An 18,274-nucleotide genomic window follows, 5' to 3' on the forward strand; every position below is an offset into this window, starting at 1 on the left:
CGACAACCGAATATTCCTGCAGTATTTGTGAGCAACAGTCACAGGTAAGACGATGGCACGCCGACTTCCCCCGCTCACCACGCTCCCCGCTTTCGACGCCGCGGCCCGCCACCTGAGCTTTACGAAGGCTGCAGCCGAACTCCATGTGACGCATGGGGCCGTCAGCCGCGCCATCCGCAATCTCGAAGAGCAGCTCGGCACGCGGCTCTTCGAGAGAGGAACCCGGTCCGTTCAGCTTACGCCGGCCGGGGCCGCCTATGCCGCCGACATCGGTGCTGCGCTCGATCGAATCGGCGCTGCGACGGTCGCCGCCGCGGCGCCGCGCTCGTCCGGTATCCTCAATGTCAGCACATCGGACGGTTTTGCCGGTCGCTGGCTCGTGCCGCGGCTCAATCGGTTCCACCGCTCGCACCGCGACATCGACGTGCGGCTCTCGACATCAGGCCTGTTTGCGGATTTCCTCCGGGACGGGATCGACATCGCGATCCGCTTCGGCGCCGGCGACTATGAGGGCGTCGTATCGGAGTTTCTTGCCGATGAAGAGGTCTTTCCTGTCTGCAGCCCGGAACTGGCTGAGGGCGAGCATCCTCTGCGGTCGGCGGCCGATCTGAAGTTTCACCGGCTCATCCATGATAATTTCCGCATCGACTGGGCGATCTGGCTCCAGGCCGCCGGCCTTGATGATGTCGATCCCAGCGGCGGCTTGAGGTTCGATTCGGCCGCTTACGCCGTCGAGGCTGCCGTGCAAGGCGAGGGCGTGCTGCTCGGCAGAAGCGCGCTCGTCTCCGCCGACCTTGCGGCAGGGCGCCTCATACGCCCCTTTGATCTCGGCCTGAAGTCCAGATGGAAATATTACGTCGTCTATCCTGAGGGCGCCCTGCGGCAGAGGAAAGTCAGGGCATTCCGCGATTGGCTGTTCAGCGAAATGGCGGAAGGATAGGGCTTGCCTTCCGGCCGGAGGGAAGGCTCTGCGTCTAGCCGCAGCACCTAGCGGAAGTCGCAGGCCCGCAGCAGGCGGCAGCCTGCGCCTGCTCGGCAAGCCACCGGTCACGCGGCTTGCAGCTTGCGGCACGCGGGGAAAGTTCGACATGCACGGCGCCGGCGCGCAGTGTCGGCATTGCCGCGCAATACAGCTGCATCGGCCGCGCGCCGTCGCTGACTTCGAATGTGAGCTTGGCCGTATCGTCGAGTTTCACATGCTCGGTGACCTTGCGAATGATCGCGTGGAATTTGCCTGATGGCATATGGGTGCGGTCATCCTCTTCGATATCCCAAATCTGAATGAAGATCTCGCTCCAGGCTTCCGGATTGGCGCCGCAATCGAGCGCCTGGAACTGTCCGGCCTTGACTTCGGTGACGTGATAGCCCGGCTTCACCGGACGGCCATCATAATAAAAGATCAGCGGCGAATCCTTGGCACCGGCGAGAATGGTCATGAGCTCGCCGAGGGCGATGTCTTCCTTCTGCATTTTGCTGTTGTCGATCGCGTTCATCTGCGTTATTCCACATTTCAACGATTCAAGGATTGTTGAAATATGGATCAGCGTCAAGCCCTCATCGCATTCGGTGCGCTCTCCCAGGAAACCCGATTGCACATTATCCGCATGCTGGTCGTCGCCGGCCCTGACGGCTTGGCCGCAGGCGCGATTGCCGAAAAGGCCGAGGTGTCCCCGTCAAACGTCTCCTTCCATCTGAAGGAACTCGAGCGCTCCGGGCTGATCGCCCAGCAGCGGGAATCCCGGTCGATCATCTACACGGCGAATTACGAAGCGCTCGGCGGTCTCGTGCGCTTCCTGATGGAAGACTGTTGCGTGGGCCATCCGGAAATCTGTGCGCCTGCCGCGGAGGTTGCGGCCTGCTGCGCCCCTAAAATGGAGGAGAAACTGCAATGACCACCGATCGCATCTATAACGTGCTATTTCTCTGCACCGGCAATTCGGCCCGCTCGATTCTGGCTGAATCCATTCTCAATGCGGAAGGCAAAGGCCGGTTCAAGGCCTATTCCGCCGGCAGCCAGCCGAAGGGCGAGGTCAATCTGCTGGCGCTGAAGGAACTCGCATTGCTCGGTTATCCGACAGAGGGCTTCCGCTCGAAAAGCTGGGACGAGTTCGCCGAACCGGGCGCGCCGGAAATGGACTTCATCTTCACAGTCTGTGACAGCGCCGCAGGCGAGGCCTGTCCCGTCTGGATCGGCCATCCGATGACGGCCCATTGGGGCGTCGAAGACCCCGCCGCCGTCGAGGGCAGCGAATTGGAGAAGGGGCGCGCCTTCGCCCAGGCAGCCCGCTTCCTCAAGAACCGCATCATGGCCTTTCTCAGCCTGCCGATTGCGTCTATCGACAAGCTGGCGCTGGAATCGCATCTGCGCCAGATCGGCATGATGGACGGCGCCAGCGTGATTCAGCCAAAGGCAAGCTGATGGACGTCGCCCTTCACCAACAGCCTGTGGAAGGCCATGACGCCGGCCTGCGCGCGGCGCTTGCCGGCGCCGGGCTTCCGGTCGATGATCTCTCGGATGCCGGCCGAAGCTTCTTCCGGTTTTCGCGCGAGGGCGAGACGGTCGGCTTCGGCGGACTGGAACTTTATGGCGAGGCAGCATTGCTGCGCTCCATCGTGGTCCTGCCTGATCGGCAAGGTTTCGGTTTCGGCCATGCCATCACCCTTGGCCTGCTGGATGAAGCTCGCGGGAAGGGCGCTGGCGCCGCCTATCTGCTGACGGAGTCGGCCGCTCCCTTCTTCCAGTCGCTCGGCTTCCGGGCGATCGCCCGCGATGAAGCGCCGGCCGCCATTCTGACGACGCGGCAAGCCGCGAGCCTGTGCCCCGCATCGGCTGTCATGATGGTGCGGAGCCTGCCGACATGAACGACGTATTTCCTCTCTCGCGGCGACTGGCTGCCGAGGCCCTCGGCACTCTGTTGCTGGTCGCAACGGTCGTCGGGTCGGGCATCATGAGCGACAAGCTTACGGATGACACGGCGATGGCATTGCTCGGCAACACTATCCCGACAGGCGCGATCCTTGTCGTCCTGATCACGCTGCTCGGGCCGATTTCCGGCGCGCATTTCAATCCGGTCGTGACACTCATATTCGCCCTGCGCCGCTCGCTCCTTGCCGGCGACGCCGTGGCCTATGGGATCGCGCAGATTGTCGGCGGCATCATCGGCACGCTTCTCGCCCATGCGATGTTCGATTTGACGCTGTTTCAGGTATCGTCCACCGTGCGTACCGGCGGCGGTCAGTGGCTGGCCGAAGCGACAGCAAGTTTCGGCCTCGTCTTCACCATTCTCGCCGGCATTCGTTTCCGGCAGGATGCCGTGCCGTGGCTGGTGGCACTCTATATCACCGCTGCCTACTGGTTTACCGCTTCTACCTCATTCGCCAATCCGGCCGTCGCGATTGCACGTTCGCTGACGGATACGTTTTCCGGCATCCGCCCGGTCGACCTGCCGGGCTTCATCGTCGCGGAACTCGTCGGCGCATTGCTGGCGCTGATGCTTGCCGGATGGCTGCTGATGGAAGAACGAAATCCTCAAACTCTCGCTGAGACGGAACCCACCCCATGAGCATGAACGTCACTATCTATCACAACCCGGACTGCGGCACGTCGCGCAATACGCTTGCGATGATCCGCAATGCCGGCATTGAGCCCGAAATCATCGAATATCTGAAAAACCCGCCATCGCGCGACGAGCTGATGAAAATGATCGCCGATGCCGGTTTGAGCGTTCGCGAGGCAATCCGCGAGAAGGGGACACCTTATGCCGAACGCGGGCTCGACAATCCGGACCTGAGCGACGATCAGCTGCTGGACGCGATGTTGAAAGAACCGATCCTGATCAACCGGCCCTTCGTCATCTCGCCGCTCGGCACCCGGCTGGCCCGGCCTTCGGAGCTTGTTCTGGATATCCTGCCTGATACGCATAAAGGTCCGTTTGCCAAAGAAGACGGCGAGCAGGTTCTGGACGCCGAAGGCAAACGCCTTGTCTGAACGGGTGCCGCTTCTTGCCGTGCTTGCGCTCGGCATCACGCAGATCATCGGCTACGGCACCCTCTATTACAGCTTCAGCATCCTAGCCCCCGACATGGCCGCGCAATTTGCGTGGTCGAGCGAATGGGTCTTCGGCGCGCTGTCTGCCGCACTTCTCATCGGCGGCCTCACGGCGCCCTGGCTGGGTGTGCTGTTCGACAGGATCGGGGCGGGCAGGGTGATGACTTCAGGCTCCTTTGCGGCGGCGGCCGCTCTGACTGCCTGTGCCTTCGCCCCCAACAGGGCAGCTTACGTCGTCGCATTGATCGCTGTCGAAGTCGCTGCCAATCTCGTCCAGTATGGTGCGGCCTTCGCCCTGCTTGTGCAAATCCGCCCACAGGTCGCTTCGCGCAGCATCACCTATCTGACGCTGATTGCCGGCTTCGCCTCGACGATCTTCTGGCCGATCACCACGGCCCTGCATGCGCATCTGAACTGGCAGAACGTCTATCTTGTCTTCGCCGCTCTCAATCTTACGATCTGCCTGCCGATCCATGCCTGGCTATCGCATGGCGGCAGCATGCGCCGAGCAGCCGCGTCGACCGCCGCCCCGCGCGTGGAGGGACGTTTGCCGCCTCAGCGGCGCCGGCTGGGCTTTGCCATCATGGTCACCGGCTTTTCGCTCATGTCGCTTTCGAGCTCCGCCGTCCTGGTGCATCTGGTGCCGCTGCTCTCAGGTCTCGGGCTTGGCGCGACCGCCGCCCTCGTCGGCACGCTGTTCGGGCCCTCACAAGTCAGCAGCCGCCTGATCAACATGATCTTCGGCAAGAACCTGCCGCCGCTCCATCTCGCCGTCATCGCGGCGATGCTCATTCCGGGCGGCGTGCTGGTGCTTCTCTTCTCGGCCCCATCCGTACCGGGGGCGATGATCTTTGCTGTCATTTTCGGCATGGGCAACGGTCTGCTCAGCATCGTTACCGGTACTCTGCCGCTCAATCTCTTCGGCAGTGAAGGTTACGGCAAGCTGCAGGGCAAGATGATGGCGGCGCGACTGATCCTGTCGGCGCTTGCGCCCTTCGTGCTGGCTTTTGCGATGGAGAATCTGGGCATCATGTCGTCGCTCGGCATCACCGCCGCGCTTGGCGGACTTTCCATCATCGCCTTGATGTCAATAGCGGTATTGTAATGCCTGTTCCAGGCGCGTGTCTGTCCCGCTGCATATTGAATTATAGCAATATATTGAATATAAGTCATTATTAACTGCTAATAATAAAGCATTCACCGATTTACATTATCTAGGGAGATACACGAGAGAGGGAGGGACCTCTGTTTATAGTATCTGTATTGGATGAGGGTGAAGAAAGAAACTTCGTTGCCGTAGGCTTACACATCAGCGGCGGCGAAATCTATATCGATGTCGGCGGCGTCGAGCACCGTTTCAGACTTGCTGACCTGATCGACATTCTCTCGATCGAAGATCGCCGCCCTCGGGCGATCCAAGGACGCCCGCGCATGGCTGCGCTCTGCCATTGACCACGGTTTTGCACAGCAGGAATCCGCTAGAATTGGCTGCTGACCCGGATGCCGACGGCATGGTCCTGCCTGCCGCTGCCGATGGAAGCGCGGTATTCCACGCCGACTGCCCAATTGTTCAGGAGGGCCGCATCGAGCGAGAGCCCGAGCGACGCATAGTCATCCCCCGAGTCCTCCGCTTCGAATTCGTAGGGAAGAGTGCCGGTATCGGCATATCCGAGCTGCATCCGGCTGGAACCGGCGAAATCATGGGTATATTCCGCCCGCGCGCCCGGCGTCAGCATTCCCCAGTCCGTCATGAGTGTGTAGCTCAGGCGCAGGCCAATGACGCCCGCGGCCGTATCGACAGTCTGATTGCCGTAGGTCAGGTCGTAGATGCCCCCGCCGCTCTCGGTGAACCCGTCGAGCCATGATCTGGACAGCTCGAATCGGCCATAGGGAGAGACGAGCCAGGTTCTGTTACGGAATTCGTAAGCTGCTGTGAGGGAGGCGAACATCTGCCGTCCGTCCCTGGTGGCCTCGGCAAAATCCCCTGATGAGCTGATGTAGCGGCTTGAATCGAAATCAAGCCGGCTTGCGCCGACCAGGCCGTCGAGGAACAGGTTATCGGCGGCTTTGAAGGAGCCGTAGATCGCAGCGCTATAAGCGGCGCCACGGCTTTCCGTGCCGTCATCTCCGACATCGCTCTTGTCATGCCCGTAGCCGAGGCCGAAGCCGGCGACGAAGCGATCGGAGAATCGGTAATCGACGCCGGCGCTCACGCCGACCGTGGTCGAGCCGATATCCGGACCGCTATTGCCGGTATCCGCGAAATCGACGAAGCCTCCGGACCAGACTGCAAAGGGTCCGGGATCCATCCCCTGTATCCCCGTGCTGTCGCCTTGCCGGCGGGATAGGGCGGGATTGACAAGATCGGGGGCGCTGCCGCCCGGCCAGCCGAACTGGCGCTCGGCATTGGCAATGCCGCCATTGGGGCCGCCATTGGGGCCGCCACTGGAGCCGCCGTTGTCGGAGCGGCGAAGCCCGAGGCGGATATCGAATGACCGGCGCTGTCGCTCGCCTTCATCGTGCAGCTGCTCCAAACGGTTGTTGAAGTTGCGCGTCTGATATTGGGCAAAGTCCCTGGCGGCATCCGCCTGTGCATTGAGAAGGCCGATCACATCGGAATCCTCAGTCGGATCGGGACGGGCGGCAACGGCAAATGTGATCGTCGCCTGCGCCGACGTTCCGGACGCATTCGAAAGCGTAAAACCGACCTGTGTCGAGCCTGCGAACGAAGGGCTCGCCGTGAAGGAGAGCCGCTTCTGCGCCGCGTCGAAATACAGCTTTCCTGCTTCCGGGTTCGGCAGGAAGGTGAGCGCGGCTGCGGTGAAGGGCGCCCCGGTCGCGCCCGCCGTCAGATCGACTGCGACCGTCGTTCCCGCCATCACCGTGACCGTGCGGGACGCTGCCGTGACCCCCAGAGCGGACCTGATGACATCGACATTATAGGTCTTCATCGTGCCATCCTGTGCGGTGACGACGACAGGGATCGCCGTGGAACCCACCGCAAGGGAAACGGACATGCTGGCACTGCCGGAAGCGACGGGTGAACCGTTGACCGTGACGGTCGCGTTCGACTCGGAGACGACGGGTGTCAAGGTGATGGCGGTTACGTTGTGGGGCACCGAGATCGAATAGGACAGCGTATTCGCGCTGAAAGCCGGGCTGAGGCTGCCCTGGCTGGGCTGCAGCTGCGACAGATCGGCATTGGATGAGGCGCCGACGGTCCAGGGCGCGGAGGCCGCTGCCAGGTTGCCGTTGCCCGCATTGTTTTGAGCCGAATTTGCGGGGACATCGAGACGGAGTGTGCCTGAACCGGAAATGGCCTGGGCGAGAACCGTATACGTGATGTTGTCGGAGGTCTGGAGCGAGGTCAGTGTGGCGCTTGCGGTTCCTGTCGCGGTCAGGACCATGTCGCTCAATGTGAAGCCGGTCACGGCCTCCGAAAAGACGATTTGGAACGTCACCTGCGTCGCGTTTGAGGGCGGATTGCCGAGGACGGCGGCCGCGACGCTGGGCTGCTGCGTGTTGACGAAGACATTGCTCGTCGAAGCGACGTTATTAAGCGTGGTGTCGGCCGCTTCACCTCCGGCATTTTCGATCGTGCCGCCGTTCAGGTTGATCATGGCCCCGAGCGACACGCCGTCCAGGTCCATGTCGCCGGGCTGAACTGTGTATCCGAACGCAAGGGCACTCGTGCCGCTTCCTCCTAAATAGTTTGCCGCACGCGACGAGCTGCCGATCACCACTGAAAGGCTCGGTGTGCCGGTGACCGTTACGTTCTCGCTGAAATGGACCATAAAGGTCAGGTTGTCACCAGCCCTGTAATATCCATTCGCAGGGACCGAAACGGCGGCAACGACAGGGGCGGCTTGCGCCGAAGCGGTCGCCGCGGCCAGCAGCGCGACGACAGAGAGAAGAATCAGGGAAAGCGGGCCGAACATGAACTGGCGCATGGACGTCCTGCCGGGAAACAACCTGTGACTCCAGTGGCTTCCACCGGTTTTCGGCGTCCCAAACGATCCCCGAAACGTTGGCGCAGGACGGTGGGACAGGGACGTTGCCATGAAAAAAGCTCGCAGTGGTTTTAGAAATCTTAGGAAAACGAAAATTCTTTACACGCAAAGGACGTCTGAGGAAATGTCTTCCACGCATCAGAACAGGCATATCGACAAGGTCGAAACTTATTCGTGATGAGCGGAACCTCGCGCTGTGCCTCAAGTTTTCCCTGATGAAACCAATGAAGCACATGGAGGTATTCATGCTTCAGAAGCTCATCACGGTATCCATCCTTTCTATCGGGCTTTCCACTTCGGCGATGGCGCAGTCGACGGGTGTCGGCGGTGGCGCGGGCGGTGCGGGAAGCAGCACAGGCGGCGCCTCCGGAGGCACTGTGATCGCGCCCGGGACCTCCGGTGGCGTCGGGGCAGGGAACGGCACGGGCACTGGAACCGGAACTGGAACTGGAACTGGTACGGGCATCGGCAATACGATGGCGCCGGACACAAACACCACCAACAGTATCGTGCCCAACCCGAACACCACGAATCCTAACGTGCGCGGCCTGTCCGGGACCGGCAATGGGATGAGCCGTGGAACACCCGATTGCAACGGCATGTCCGGCACCGGCCCGTCGGCGGGACTTCCCGGATCGGATTCGTCCGCACAGATACGGCCGAACTGCCAGTAAACTCAGAAAGTAGAATACGACGGGAGGCAGAGGCGGTGTCCGCCCCTGCCGCGGGCAAGGCGGGCGCTTGCCGGTTTTCGACCGGCAGCGCGGGCGTCAGCCTGTCGATATGTGCAGGCCGACCGCCAGCAGGCTGGCGGCAGCTGTATAGATCGACGAGCTCCTTTGAATCAGATCTTCAGGCTTGGCGCGATATGAGCTCGGCATAGCGCCGCAGGTAGAGCGGCCAGCCCTGATCTCCACCCACGCCGCCGCGCACGGCTTCCCAGCCGTCGCCGTGGCGATCGAGCTTGCGGTGCTGGATTTCGACCCTGGTGCGATTGGCCGCCTCGGCGATGAAGCGCGCCTCCCATTCGCTGGTCTTTTCCGGATCCGTTTCGAGCTGCCATCGCGGGCTGATGTCCCAGCTCAGCACAACGCGGTACGGCGGCTCGTAGGCGAGCACGCGCGCCCAGCGGCACTCGCTGCCATCGACGCCGCGATCATAAAGAAAGCCGCCGACGCGGGGCTCGAACACCGTCTCCGCGATGGCGACGGCGAGCAGATTGTGCTCTCTCGGTTTGAAATCACCGAAATTCTCGGTGAACACCTTGAATGCACGCTCGATCGGCGCTTCGACAGTGACGGAATGGGTGATGGATGTTGCGGACGGGTCTGCACTCATTTTCACGTCTCCGGTGGTTTTTCCACGGCAGCCTTGTAGGCCGCCAGTGTCTTGCTCCAGAAGCTGTCGAGTTCGGCGCGAAGCGCCTCCAATCCCGCGGGATCGATGCGGTAGATGCGATGCTTGCCGGCGGGCGTATCGACCACGAGCCCGACCTGCTTCAGAACCTTGAGGTGCTGCGATACCGCCGGCCGGCTGATCGGCAGCGCACTTGCTATGTCTCCGACCGAACACGGCTGCTCGACGAGCCGTTCGAGGATCGCACGCCTCATCGGCTCGGCCAGGGCTGTCCAGCCGTTGTTCGGGTAAGTCATCATTAACGCGTTCGTTTAGACTAACGCGTTCGGGATGTCAATGGGGAGCAGGCGGGGTGGCGATAACGTGATTGGAGTGGTTTGCATGGGCTGGCGGTGATTGGCGCGGTGAGGGCGCTGGCAGGAATGTAGAACAGGGTGCCAGTAATGTGGCGCAGGCCCCAACCTCCGTCATCCTGTGTCCTCGCGCGAGCGCGAGGGATGTCACAGGAAGCCAGCCACCGCGCGTCGGCGCGGTCAATGACGCACCACCAGCAGCAATCAAAATAGTCTCTCCTGCCCAGGACTTGGGCAGGCTGGATCCCTGTGACGAGCACATGGATGAGGGAAGTTCGGGGGATGTCGGTGTCCTAAGCAAGGTTGTGCAGCTGGATTTATCCCGCCGGCAAGGCGCGCTTATAAGGCGCCGTGGCCAGCTGCGGGCGCGGGCGCAGGGACGAGGGAAAAGGCGGGGACTCGGATGCCTTTCGATCCTCCAGCAGGCCATCCCAGAAATCAGCAGCACGCGAACAGCCGCGACAATCGCCGCGGCGCGGACAGTCGGCCGGGATGCCGGCCTCGCCGTTTGGTTTGCACATGGTTCTTCTCCGGAAGTTTCGGCGATGCTACGGGCGGAGCCTCGATCCTCCGCCCGTAGCCGTCTTCACCGGCGCACACTTGCTGCCGTTCAGGCCGCCAGCTTCAGGGCGTCGGCAAGCTTGGCGAAGTCGCCGGCCGAAAGCCCCGGACGGACGGCGAAGTCGATGACGGCCTGGAAGATTTCCGGCGGCGCATTCCGCTTCATGGCGCCGAGCATCGCCGCGCGCTCCGCCGGATTGATCGCCGGGATCATGATGCGCATGAAGGCCATGCTTTTTTCCGGCGGCAGCGAGCCGATGATGCGCATCTCGATGCCGAGCATTTCGTCGTCGGTGAAGTTGCGCCACAGGAGAGGGCCGGTCACCGCCTCTTCCTCATGCATATGCGCGAAGTCATCGGCGATATAGGCTGCAAAGGCGAGATAAAGCTTGCGGCCGCAAGCCGCCTTGTGCAGCGGCCAGGCGTTTTCCCAGGCGACGATCAATTCCTCCAGTTCGCGGAAGGCGGTGCGATGATCGTCGTGCTGCTCGTCCAGCGTGACGGTCGAGACGCCCTTGTCGGCCAGCGCCGTATGGATGTTGTCGTCTTCGTGCGTGACGTGGGAGGCGGCAAGCATCAGGTAATGGCGCAGGTCGCCGATCAGGAAGACCGTCTCCTCAACGTTCTGGAAATCGGCCGTGCCGAGGCGTCCGAGCAGGTCGCAGCCGGCCTTGCGCAGGCCCTTATGAACAGCGCCGTAAATGTCGTAACGGCCGTTGAGATCGGGGATGCTGGTAAGCGAGAATTCGTGGCTCATAATGGTTTTCCTCTCGTTGGCCGGCGTCTCTTTCCGTGCGCCGGGCTGATGAGCGGGAGATAGCCGAGGCCTTTGCGAGGCGCTTCCTAAAACCATCCTAAGCAATTGGAACGATTGCTAAGAATATCCTAACTAACTATCATCGCCTGGTATCGTGGAGAGAAGCATTGCTCGGGCCGGAACTGGTGGAATTTATAGAAAGTCCCGTCATGATACTGTTTGCGACGCGCGACGAAGCCGGCCGGCCGATGATTGGCCGGGGCTCGGGGGTGCGCGTCGACCGGCAGAGCGGGCACCTCCACTTTCTCGCCTCCCGCAGCCAATGGCCGAGAGCGGTCGGCGAAGCGCTGGTGGGCCGGCCGATTGCCACGACCTATGTACGGGCCACCGATTACAAGGCCTGCCAGATCAAGGGCCGGATCTTAGAGGCAGGGCCGGCTGATGAGGCCCACCGGGCACGGGGCGAGGCCTATGTCGCAGAGCAGTTGGCGCGGATGATGGCGCTCGGGGTTACCCGCATGCAGCTTTCCAGCACGCTGTCGGACCAGGACCTCGTCTGCCTGACGATCGAGCCGCAGGCGATCTTCGAGCAGACGCCGGGGCCGGGCGCCGGACGTAGGCTGACGCCGGAAGCTGCTGCATGATTCCGCTCGAAAGGCTGCGGGACAGTTTCGAGGGCGTCATTCCTTCCGTCATCGCCACCACCGATGCCGACGGAATGCCGAATATTTCCTACCTTTCGCACGTGCATTACGTCGACGAGACGCATGTGGCGCTCTCCAACCAGTTCTTCTCGAAAACCGCCGCCAATGTGGCGCGCAACGGGCTTGCGACCGTGATGGTGGTCGATGGCTATAGCGGCCAGCAGCACGTGCTCGACCTGACCTTCGAACGCTCGGAGACTGAGGGCGAGACATTCGAGCGAGTGGCGATCCATCTGGCGATCCTGGAAAGCCGGATGAGCGGGATCATGAAGCTGCGCGCCGTCGACATTTATCGGGTCGAAGACTGCCAGGCCGTGCCGGCAGCCCATCCGCTGGTCGAGCCGGAGCCGCTCTTTCTGCCCGATCTGATGGGCAAGGTGGCGCGCCTGACGGCACGCATATCTGATTGCAGCGATCCTGAAACGCTGCTCGACGCCACGCTCGAGGGCTTGGGCGAGCTTTTCGGCTACAGCCATTCCATGGTGCTGGTGCCGGACGGAGAACGCGGCGGCCTGACGACGATCGCCAGCCGGGGCTACGACCAGTTCGGCTTCGGCGCCGAGGTTCCGGCCGGGCGCGGCATTATCGGCGTTGCGGCCGAGCGGCGGCGCAATGTGCGGATCACCGATCTCAGCCGCGGCCAGCGCTACGTACAGGCGGTGCGGGCGATGGCGGGTGTCGAGGACGCGGCGCCGATTCCGCTTCCGGCCCTCGACAAGCCGCTCAGCCAGATCGCGCTGCCGCTCGTGGCGCGGGGCAGGCTCGTCGGCGTGCTGTTTTCGGAATCGACCGAGCGGTTCACCTTCCGCCATCGGGACGAGGAAGCGCTGAACGTGATCGCGGCGCATCTCGCCACTGCGCTCTCCTTCCTGTCCGAGGAACGCGAGCGGGCGGAGACGAACGGGCGGGAAAAGGCCGACGCGCCGGCCGGCCAGACCGGAAGCGGGCCTGCCGGCCGGCGCATCGCCGTGCGCTTCTATCCGCGTGACGGCTCGCTCTTCGTCGATGACGACTATCTCATCCGCGGCGTGCCGGGCCGGCTGCTGCTGCATTTCCTCGAAGACTATGTGCGCACCGGCAAGCAGGATTTTCAGAACCGCGAGATCCGCCGCGACCGGCGCCTGCAGCTGCCCGACTTCAAGGATAATCTGGAAACCCGGCTGATCCTCCTGCGCCGGCGGCTGGAGGAAAAGGCAGGCCCGATCATGCTCGAACGCGCCGACCGGGGGCGGTTAAGGCTGACGCTCGCGGGGCGGCCGGAGATCGAGGTGGTGGAAGAGTGAGCGGAGGTGCACGACCTCGCAAAGGAAATTGTGGTTTCTCGACAGCCGGGAATGTCATAAACACGGGGTCCTCCATTCCTGACAGAAGACAATTTTCCGATGAGACCAGAATTTCTGCGATCCGAGCTGATCGATGCCGCGCTCACCTCCGTCCGGGCCGTGGGCACGCCGCTCTGGCTCTATGAGGCCGAGTCGATCCGGGAGCGGGTCCGGCAATTGTCGATGTTCGAGTGCGTACGTTTTGCCCAGAAGGCCAATAGCAACACGCACATCCTGCGGCTCCTGCGCTCCATGGGCGTCGCGGTCGACGCCGTATCGTTCGGCGAGATCGAACGGGCGCTCCGGGCAGGCTACGTGCCGGGAACGGATGCGCATGAGATCGTCTTTACCGCCGATATCATCGACGAGGAGACGCTGGCGCGCGTCGTCGCGCTGAAGATCCCAGTCAATTGCGGTTCGCCCGACATGATCCGCCAGATCGGACGGGCAGGGCGGGGCCATCCGGTCTGGCTTCGCATCAATCCGGGTTTCGGCCATGGCCATAACCGGAAGACCAATACGGGCGGGCCATCGAGCAAGCACGGCATCTGGCATGAGGAATTCGAGGACAGCCTGCGTCTCGTCGATGAATACGGGCTCACCCTGATCGGCCTTCACATGCATATCGGCTCGGGGGTCGATTACCGGCATCTGCATCGCGTCTGCCACAGCATGCTGGATGCCGTGCGCCGCGCCAACCGGCCGCTCAAGGCCATCTCGGCCGGCGGCGGGCTCTCGCTTCCCTATCGACAGGGCGAGCCGGAGATCGATATCGCGGAATATTATGACGCGTGGAACAGGACGCGGCTGGAGGCCGAAAAGATCACCGGCGGGCCTCTGCGGCTCGAACTTGAGCCGGGCCGCTATCTCGTCGGCAATGCCGGGGTTCTCGTCGCCGAGGTTCGTGCGGTCAAGACAGTCGCCGACAAGCATTTCGTCCTGATCGACGCGGGCTTCAACGATCTCGCCCGGCCGATCCTCTATGGCAGCCATCACGACATCGTCTTCGTGACGCCCGAGGGAGCGCCGGTCGCCGGGCCGCTTTCGCCTATTGCCGTTGCCGGGCCGCTCTGCGAAGCGGGCGATGTCTTCACCCAGCAGGATGGCGGTTTTGTCGAGTTCCGCGAGCTTGCGCTGCCGAAGGTCGGCGATTTCGCTATTCTGCGCGATACCGGCGCCTATGGCGCGACCATGTCTTCAAATTACAACTCGCGGCCGCTGGCGCCGGAGGTTATGCTGGATGCGGGCAAGCTCACGCTCATCCGCAAGCGTCAGTCGATCGAGCAGCTGCTCGCGCTCGAGGCCGATCCGGGACCGCTCTGACGGTCCTGGTGCTGCACGGACGATCTTGATACGGGTCAAAGACCGCAGCCGGCCGGATTGCTAATGTTGCGACATCCAATCACGGAGGCAGCCATCATGGCCATCAAGACAGTTTTGAGCATCCTCAAGAGCAGCAAATTCGAGCAGGATCTGAAAGGCGCGGCAGACTTGTGCGCGGCCCAGGGAGCCCATCTGACCGCGCTTGCCGTTTCCATCGGCGCGCCGCCGATGCTGGGGGAATATGACGCCGCGCTCTCGACCGTCTGGATCGATCAGCGGCAGCGGCAGATCGAGGATCTCATCGGGACGGCCGCGAAAATCAAGGAGACACTTTCCCAGAGCGATCTCTCGTTCGAGGTGCAGGATCTCTACACGGAATATGCGTGGGCCGATCAGGATTTTGCCGAGCGTGCGCTTTATGCCGATATCGTGCTGCTCGGCCCTGACGTGGTCGAGGATACAGGCCTTAAGAAGCGGATCTTCGACGGCGCGCTTTTCCAGACGCCGACGCCGATCGTGATCAACCGCGGGCGAAAGGCAAGCGTCACCTCACCGAAAAATATAGTGCTGGCCTGGGATTCCAGCGACGAGGCAGCGCGCGCTGCCCGCGAGTCGCTCGATCTTCTGCAGAAGGCCGAGATCGTGCATGTGACGATGGTCGATCCGGAAGCGCGCATGGCGGTCAACGGCGAGGAGCCGGGAGCCGATATTGCAGCCTACCTTGCCCGCCATGGCGTCAAGGTCCAGGTCGATCGTCTTTCGGGCGAAGGCAAGAGCCCCGACCAGATCATCGTCAGGCACGCGGTGGATATGGGCTCGGACCTTATCGTCATGGGGGCCTACAATCATCCAAGATGGCAGCAGAGTCTGTTCGGCGGCGTCACCCGCAGGATGATCGAGGAGTGCCAGCTGCCGCTGTTCCTCGCCCATTGAGCGGGGCCGTCGAGACTAAAGGCCGCGATCGGGTGGATCGCGGCCTGCCCATTCCCCAGCACGTTTCAAATTACGGAATTCCCCTCGGCCCCTGACCCTCGGATTGCCCCAGAACCTGCGGAGTGGCCCGCAGATCGATGGTATTGGGCTTCCGACCCGGCTGCCAGGAAAACCAGATAGCGATCGGGCACCGGTAATGCCTGTTCAGGGCGTCGGCCGCATCCTTCTCGAAGCGCGTCCGTTCTTTCGGACTGTCGATTACGCTACGCCTTTCGTAGATCACAATTTCCTCCCCGGCGTTGCGATCCAGCTGCGGATCATGCGCGCAAACGCGCCTGCCTGATACGGACTAAGGTCTGAACGGTGGACGGAAAAGAGGAAGGCGGGCGAGCGGCGATATGGATAGCCGACCTGGACCTCATTTGCAGCCCCTTGGAAATCTGCCGGATCTAAGACAAAATCATCCGGCTTTGGCTCTTGGGGAGAGAGGCTGATGGACAATCACGAGCCGTTTTTACGCGAGGCGATTGCGCTCTCGAAATCTGCGATGGAACACGGCGACGAACCGTTTGGCGCGCTGCTGGTGAGGGACGGGGAGGTCATCCTGCGCGCCGAAAACAGCGTCTTCACCGGCCACGATATGACGAACCACGCCGAGCTGAATCTGATCAAACTGGCGGCACAGCAGTACGACACCGTATTTCTGGCCGACTGCACGCTCTATACCAGCACGGAGCCGTGCGCCATGTGCTCCGGGGCGATTTACTGGTCGGGCATCGGGCGCATGGTGTTTGCATGTTCCGAAACGCGGCTTGGCGAGATCGCCGGGATCGGGTTGAACGTACCGAGCCGGGCGGTGCTGCAAACCGGCGCGCGCATCGTCACCGTCGACGGGCCGACGAACCTCGAAGAGGAGGCCGCCGCAGTCCACCAGGAATTCTGGCCGAAACATTTGGGCAGGGCCTAGAGTCTAAGACATATCGGTTGGCTAGCGCAGCGCCCTGAGCGCATTCAGGATCACGGCCACATCGATCACTTCCTGCAGCATGGCGCCGGTGACCGGCGGCAGGAGGCCGGCGCCGGCAAAGATCATGGCGACGAGCGAGAGGCCGATGCCGGCGAAAATACTCTGGACGGCGATGGCGCGCGAACGTCTCGCGATATCTATCGCGGCGGCGATCCTGTTCAAATCATTGCGGATCAGGACGATATCGGCCGCTTCTGCCGCAGCCGCGAGATTGGTAGCACCGACGGCAATGCCAACATCGGCGGCGGCGAGCGCCGGAGCGTCGTTGACGCCGTCGCCGACCATCATGACCCTTCCTGCGGCGCGTTCCCTGGTGATGACCTGGACTTTCTCGACGGGCGAGAGCCGCGCCTCGACCGCATCCAGCGACAGCGAGCCGGCAATGGCGGCGGCGACGCTGCGTTCGTCGCCGCTCGCAAGCACGATGCGGCCGAAACCGATCTTCCGCAGTTTACCGACGAGCGCGATGGCATCGTCGCGCAAGCGATCTTCGAAGCCGATTTCGCCGGCAAGCTCTCCGTCGAAGAAGACCTTTGCCTGCATCCTGCCTTTCTTTCCGGCAGGGCGAGAGGGCTTGCCATCCGGGGTAAAGTAATTGTCGCCGCCGACGCTCACCCTGATGCCGTCGACAAGTCCGGAAATGCCGGCGCCTGCAAGCTCCGATACGTCCGTCGGCCGCGACAGCAGCAGTCCGCGCCTCTGTGCCTCCTTGACGATCGCGCGGCCGACGACATGCGACGAGGCCTGATCGAGCGAGGCGGCGAGACGCAGGAGCCTGTCCTGGCCTACAGGCGCTTCGATCGAGACGACTTCGGGATCGCCCGCCGTCAGCGTGCCGGTCTTGTCAAAGACCGCGACGGAGGCGTCGGCCAGCACTTCCAGCGGACCTGCGCCTTTCACCAGTACGCCAACCTTTGCCGCCTTCGAGGTTCCGGCCGCAAGGGCGACGGGAACGGCAAGGATGAGCGGGCACGGGGTTGCGACGACGAGAACCGCGACGATCCGGGCCATATCACCAGACAGGATGGCGGCGCCGGCCGCGATTGCCAGCGTCAGGAGGAGAAAGGCGATTGCGTATCGATCGGCAAGACGCGCTATCCGCGCCTTGGACTGCCGGGATGCCTCGACCAGCTTGACGATACCGGAATAGGTGCTGTCTTCGGCACGGCTTTCCACCCGGAGCTCTATCGCGTCTCCCGCGTTCGTCGCGCCGCTCTCGATCCGCGCGCCCTTGGCGAGGTGCACCGGAAAGGCTTCGCCGGTCAGGACGGATTGATCGATCGATGCATTCTCCGAGATCAGCGTGCCATCCGCCGGCACGACATCGCCCCTGCGGATCATCAGCATATCGCCGATCGCGATATCGGGAATGGGGACTTCCTCCAGCCCGTCTTCCAGGAGGCGAAGGGCCGTTCGCGGCACCTGCGCCAGGAGGGCCGACATGCCTTCGTCGGCGCGCCGATGCGCATAGGCTTCCAGAAACTGGCCGCCGGCATACATGAGGGCAACGATCGCCCCGGCCAGATATTCCCCGAACCAGAGGGTCGAGCCCATGGCGAGGGCGGCGATCAGATCGAGACCAAAATCACCGTTCCTGAGCTTGTCGACGATGTCGATCAACAGGAAGGCAAGGGCAACGCCGGTGCTAGCCGCAAGCGCAAGCCGGCTCGCAGATCTCAAATCCAAGAGGAAAAGCACGAAAGCGCCCGCCAGACCCAGCACTGCTGCCGCCGCCATGACGGTCGAGCGCAGGCCGATGTCGGGCATCCATGCGCGTGGTTCACCGAGACTGCGAATTCGGGGCTGAACCTTTGATTCGTCCAGAACGCTCATGGCCGCACGCCTCCCATTTCCCGTCGGGCGCTCCGCGCCGGTGCTTG

General features: G+C 62.6%; 20 protein-coding genes. 13 read left to right on the top strand and 7 right to left on the bottom strand.

What is annotated here, in order from left to right; all coding sequences use genetic code 11:
- The first annotated feature begins 52 nt into the window (after positions 1–52).
- Complete coding sequence (gene gcvA / locus FHX08_RS05750; protein ID WP_184326971.1) at positions 53–940, top strand: transcriptional regulator GcvA; 888 nt, start codon at positions 53–55, stop codon at positions 938–940.
- A 34-nt stretch (positions 941–974) separates the two neighbouring features.
- Here the strand turns inward: gcvA and FHX08_RS05755 are convergent, their stop codons facing one another.
- Positions 975–1,493 carry a DUF6428 family protein gene (locus tag FHX08_RS05755; RefSeq protein ID WP_184326972.1) on the bottom strand — a complete coding sequence of 173 codons (519 nt, stop codon included), beginning with the start codon at positions 1,491–1,493 and terminating at the stop codon, positions 975–977.
- 42 nt (positions 1,494–1,535) lie between these two features.
- Between FHX08_RS05755 and FHX08_RS05760 the strand changes: the two genes are divergently transcribed.
- The 6 genes from FHX08_RS05760 to arsK are packed head-to-tail and all read left to right on the top strand — an operon-like array spanning position 1,536 to position 5,153.
- Positions 1,536–1,892, top strand: a complete 357-nt coding sequence (locus FHX08_RS05760) for a helix-turn-helix transcriptional regulator (protein ID WP_132651873.1) — start codon at positions 1,536–1,538, stop codon at positions 1,890–1,892.
- The gene (locus FHX08_RS05765; RefSeq protein WP_184326973.1) at positions 1,889–2,419 is read left to right on the top strand and encodes an arsenate reductase ArsC; all 531 of its coding nucleotides are present in this window, start codon (positions 1,889–1,891) and stop codon (positions 2,417–2,419) included. Before FHX08_RS05760 ends, FHX08_RS05765 begins: the two co-directional genes overlap by 4 nt.
- Positions 2,419–2,862, top strand: coding sequence for an arsenic resistance N-acetyltransferase ArsN2 (gene arsN2, locus FHX08_RS05770; protein WP_184326974.1), 444 nt, complete (start codon positions 2,419–2,421; stop codon positions 2,860–2,862). The genes FHX08_RS05765 and arsN2 overlap by 1 nt, the downstream gene beginning before the upstream one ends.
- Positions 2,859–3,563: an MIP/aquaporin family protein gene (locus FHX08_RS05775; RefSeq protein ID WP_184326975.1), complete on the top strand. Its 705-nt coding sequence runs from the start codon at positions 2,859–2,861 to the stop codon at positions 3,561–3,563. Before arsN2 ends, FHX08_RS05775 begins: the two co-directional genes overlap by 4 nt.
- The gene (gene arsC, locus FHX08_RS05780; protein WP_132651869.1) at positions 3,560–3,988 is read left to right on the top strand and encodes an arsenate reductase (glutaredoxin); all 429 of its coding nucleotides are present in this window, start codon (positions 3,560–3,562) and stop codon (positions 3,986–3,988) included. The genes FHX08_RS05775 and arsC overlap by 4 nt, the downstream gene beginning before the upstream one ends.
- A complete protein-coding gene (arsK, locus tag FHX08_RS05785; protein ID WP_132651868.1) occupies positions 3,981–5,153 on the top strand; it encodes an arsenite efflux MFS transporter ArsK in 1,173 nt (390 codons plus the stop codon). The genes arsC and arsK overlap by 8 nt, the downstream gene beginning before the upstream one ends.
- Before the next feature lie 197 nt (positions 5,154–5,350).
- On the opposite strand, the gene FHX08_RS05790 is transcribed toward arsK, so the two are convergent.
- Positions 5,351–5,497 carry a hypothetical protein gene (locus FHX08_RS05790; protein WP_165911839.1) on the bottom strand — a complete coding sequence of 49 codons (147 nt, stop codon included), beginning with the start codon at positions 5,495–5,497 and terminating at the stop codon, positions 5,351–5,353.
- Positions 5,498–5,526: 29 nt separating this feature from the next.
- Entirely contained in the window at positions 5,527–7,998 is a 2,472-nt protein-coding gene (locus FHX08_RS05795) for an autotransporter domain-containing protein (RefSeq protein ID WP_184326976.1), read from the bottom strand.
- 305 nt (positions 7,999–8,303) lie between these two features.
- On the opposite strand from FHX08_RS05795, the gene FHX08_RS05800 reads away from it, so the two are divergent.
- Positions 8,304–8,732 carry a hypothetical protein gene (locus tag FHX08_RS05800; RefSeq protein WP_132651866.1) on the top strand — a complete coding sequence of 143 codons (429 nt, stop codon included), beginning with the start codon at positions 8,304–8,306 and terminating at the stop codon, positions 8,730–8,732.
- A 178-nt stretch (positions 8,733–8,910) separates the two neighbouring features.
- Here FHX08_RS05800 and FHX08_RS05805 read toward each other — a convergent pair whose 3' ends face one another.
- From FHX08_RS05805 to FHX08_RS05815, 3 genes are all read right to left on the bottom strand, one after another.
- Positions 8,911–9,396 carry an SRPBCC family protein gene (locus tag FHX08_RS05805; protein WP_184326977.1) on the bottom strand — a complete coding sequence of 162 codons (486 nt, stop codon included), beginning with the start codon at positions 9,394–9,396 and terminating at the stop codon, positions 8,911–8,913.
- 2 nt (positions 9,397–9,398) lie between these two features.
- Positions 9,399–9,710, bottom strand: a complete 312-nt coding sequence (locus FHX08_RS05810) for a helix-turn-helix transcriptional regulator (protein ID WP_207896868.1) — start codon at positions 9,708–9,710, stop codon at positions 9,399–9,401.
- Between the two features lie 667 nt (positions 9,711–10,377).
- Positions 10,378–11,085: a hypothetical protein gene (locus tag FHX08_RS05815; RefSeq protein WP_132651862.1), complete on the bottom strand. Its 708-nt coding sequence runs from the start codon at positions 11,083–11,085 to the stop codon at positions 10,378–10,380.
- A 209-nt stretch (positions 11,086–11,294) separates the two neighbouring features.
- Between FHX08_RS05815 and FHX08_RS05820 the strand changes: the two genes are divergently transcribed.
- The 5 genes from FHX08_RS05820 to FHX08_RS05840 all read left to right on the top strand — a co-directional run bounded on the left by FHX08_RS05820 (position 11,295) and on the right by FHX08_RS05840 (position 16,334).
- Positions 11,295–11,729 (top strand): hypothetical protein, encoded by a 435-nt coding sequence (locus FHX08_RS05820; RefSeq protein ID WP_245508218.1) that lies wholly within the window; start codon positions 11,295–11,297, stop codon positions 11,727–11,729.
- Positions 11,726–13,072, top strand: coding sequence for a GAF domain-containing protein (locus tag FHX08_RS05825; RefSeq protein WP_132651860.1), 1,347 nt, complete (start codon positions 11,726–11,728; stop codon positions 13,070–13,072). The genes FHX08_RS05820 and FHX08_RS05825 overlap by 4 nt, the downstream gene beginning before the upstream one ends.
- A gap of 99 nt (positions 13,073–13,171) precedes the next feature.
- Positions 13,172–14,434, top strand: a complete 1,263-nt coding sequence (gene lysA / locus FHX08_RS05830; protein WP_132651859.1) for a diaminopimelate decarboxylase — start codon at positions 13,172–13,174, stop codon at positions 14,432–14,434.
- Between the two features lie 96 nt (positions 14,435–14,530).
- The gene (locus tag FHX08_RS05835; RefSeq protein WP_132651858.1) at positions 14,531–15,367 is read left to right on the top strand and encodes a universal stress protein; all 837 of its coding nucleotides are present in this window, start codon (positions 14,531–14,533) and stop codon (positions 15,365–15,367) included.
- A gap of 493 nt (positions 15,368–15,860) precedes the next feature.
- Complete coding sequence (locus FHX08_RS05840; RefSeq protein ID WP_132651857.1) at positions 15,861–16,334, top strand: nucleoside deaminase; 474 nt, start codon at positions 15,861–15,863, stop codon at positions 16,332–16,334.
- A 21-nt stretch (positions 16,335–16,355) separates the two neighbouring features.
- Here the strand turns inward: FHX08_RS05840 and FHX08_RS05845 are convergent, their stop codons facing one another.
- Complete coding sequence (locus FHX08_RS05845) at positions 16,356–18,161, bottom strand: heavy metal translocating P-type ATPase (protein ID WP_245508231.1); 1,806 nt, start codon at positions 18,159–18,161, stop codon at positions 16,356–16,358.
- Positions 18,162–18,274: the final 113 nt, after the last annotated feature.

Source organism: Rhizobium sp. BK529 (assembly GCF_014194105.1).
In the GTDB taxonomy this organism is placed as follows: Bacteria; Pseudomonadota; Alphaproteobacteria; order Rhizobiales; family Rhizobiaceae; genus Rhizobium.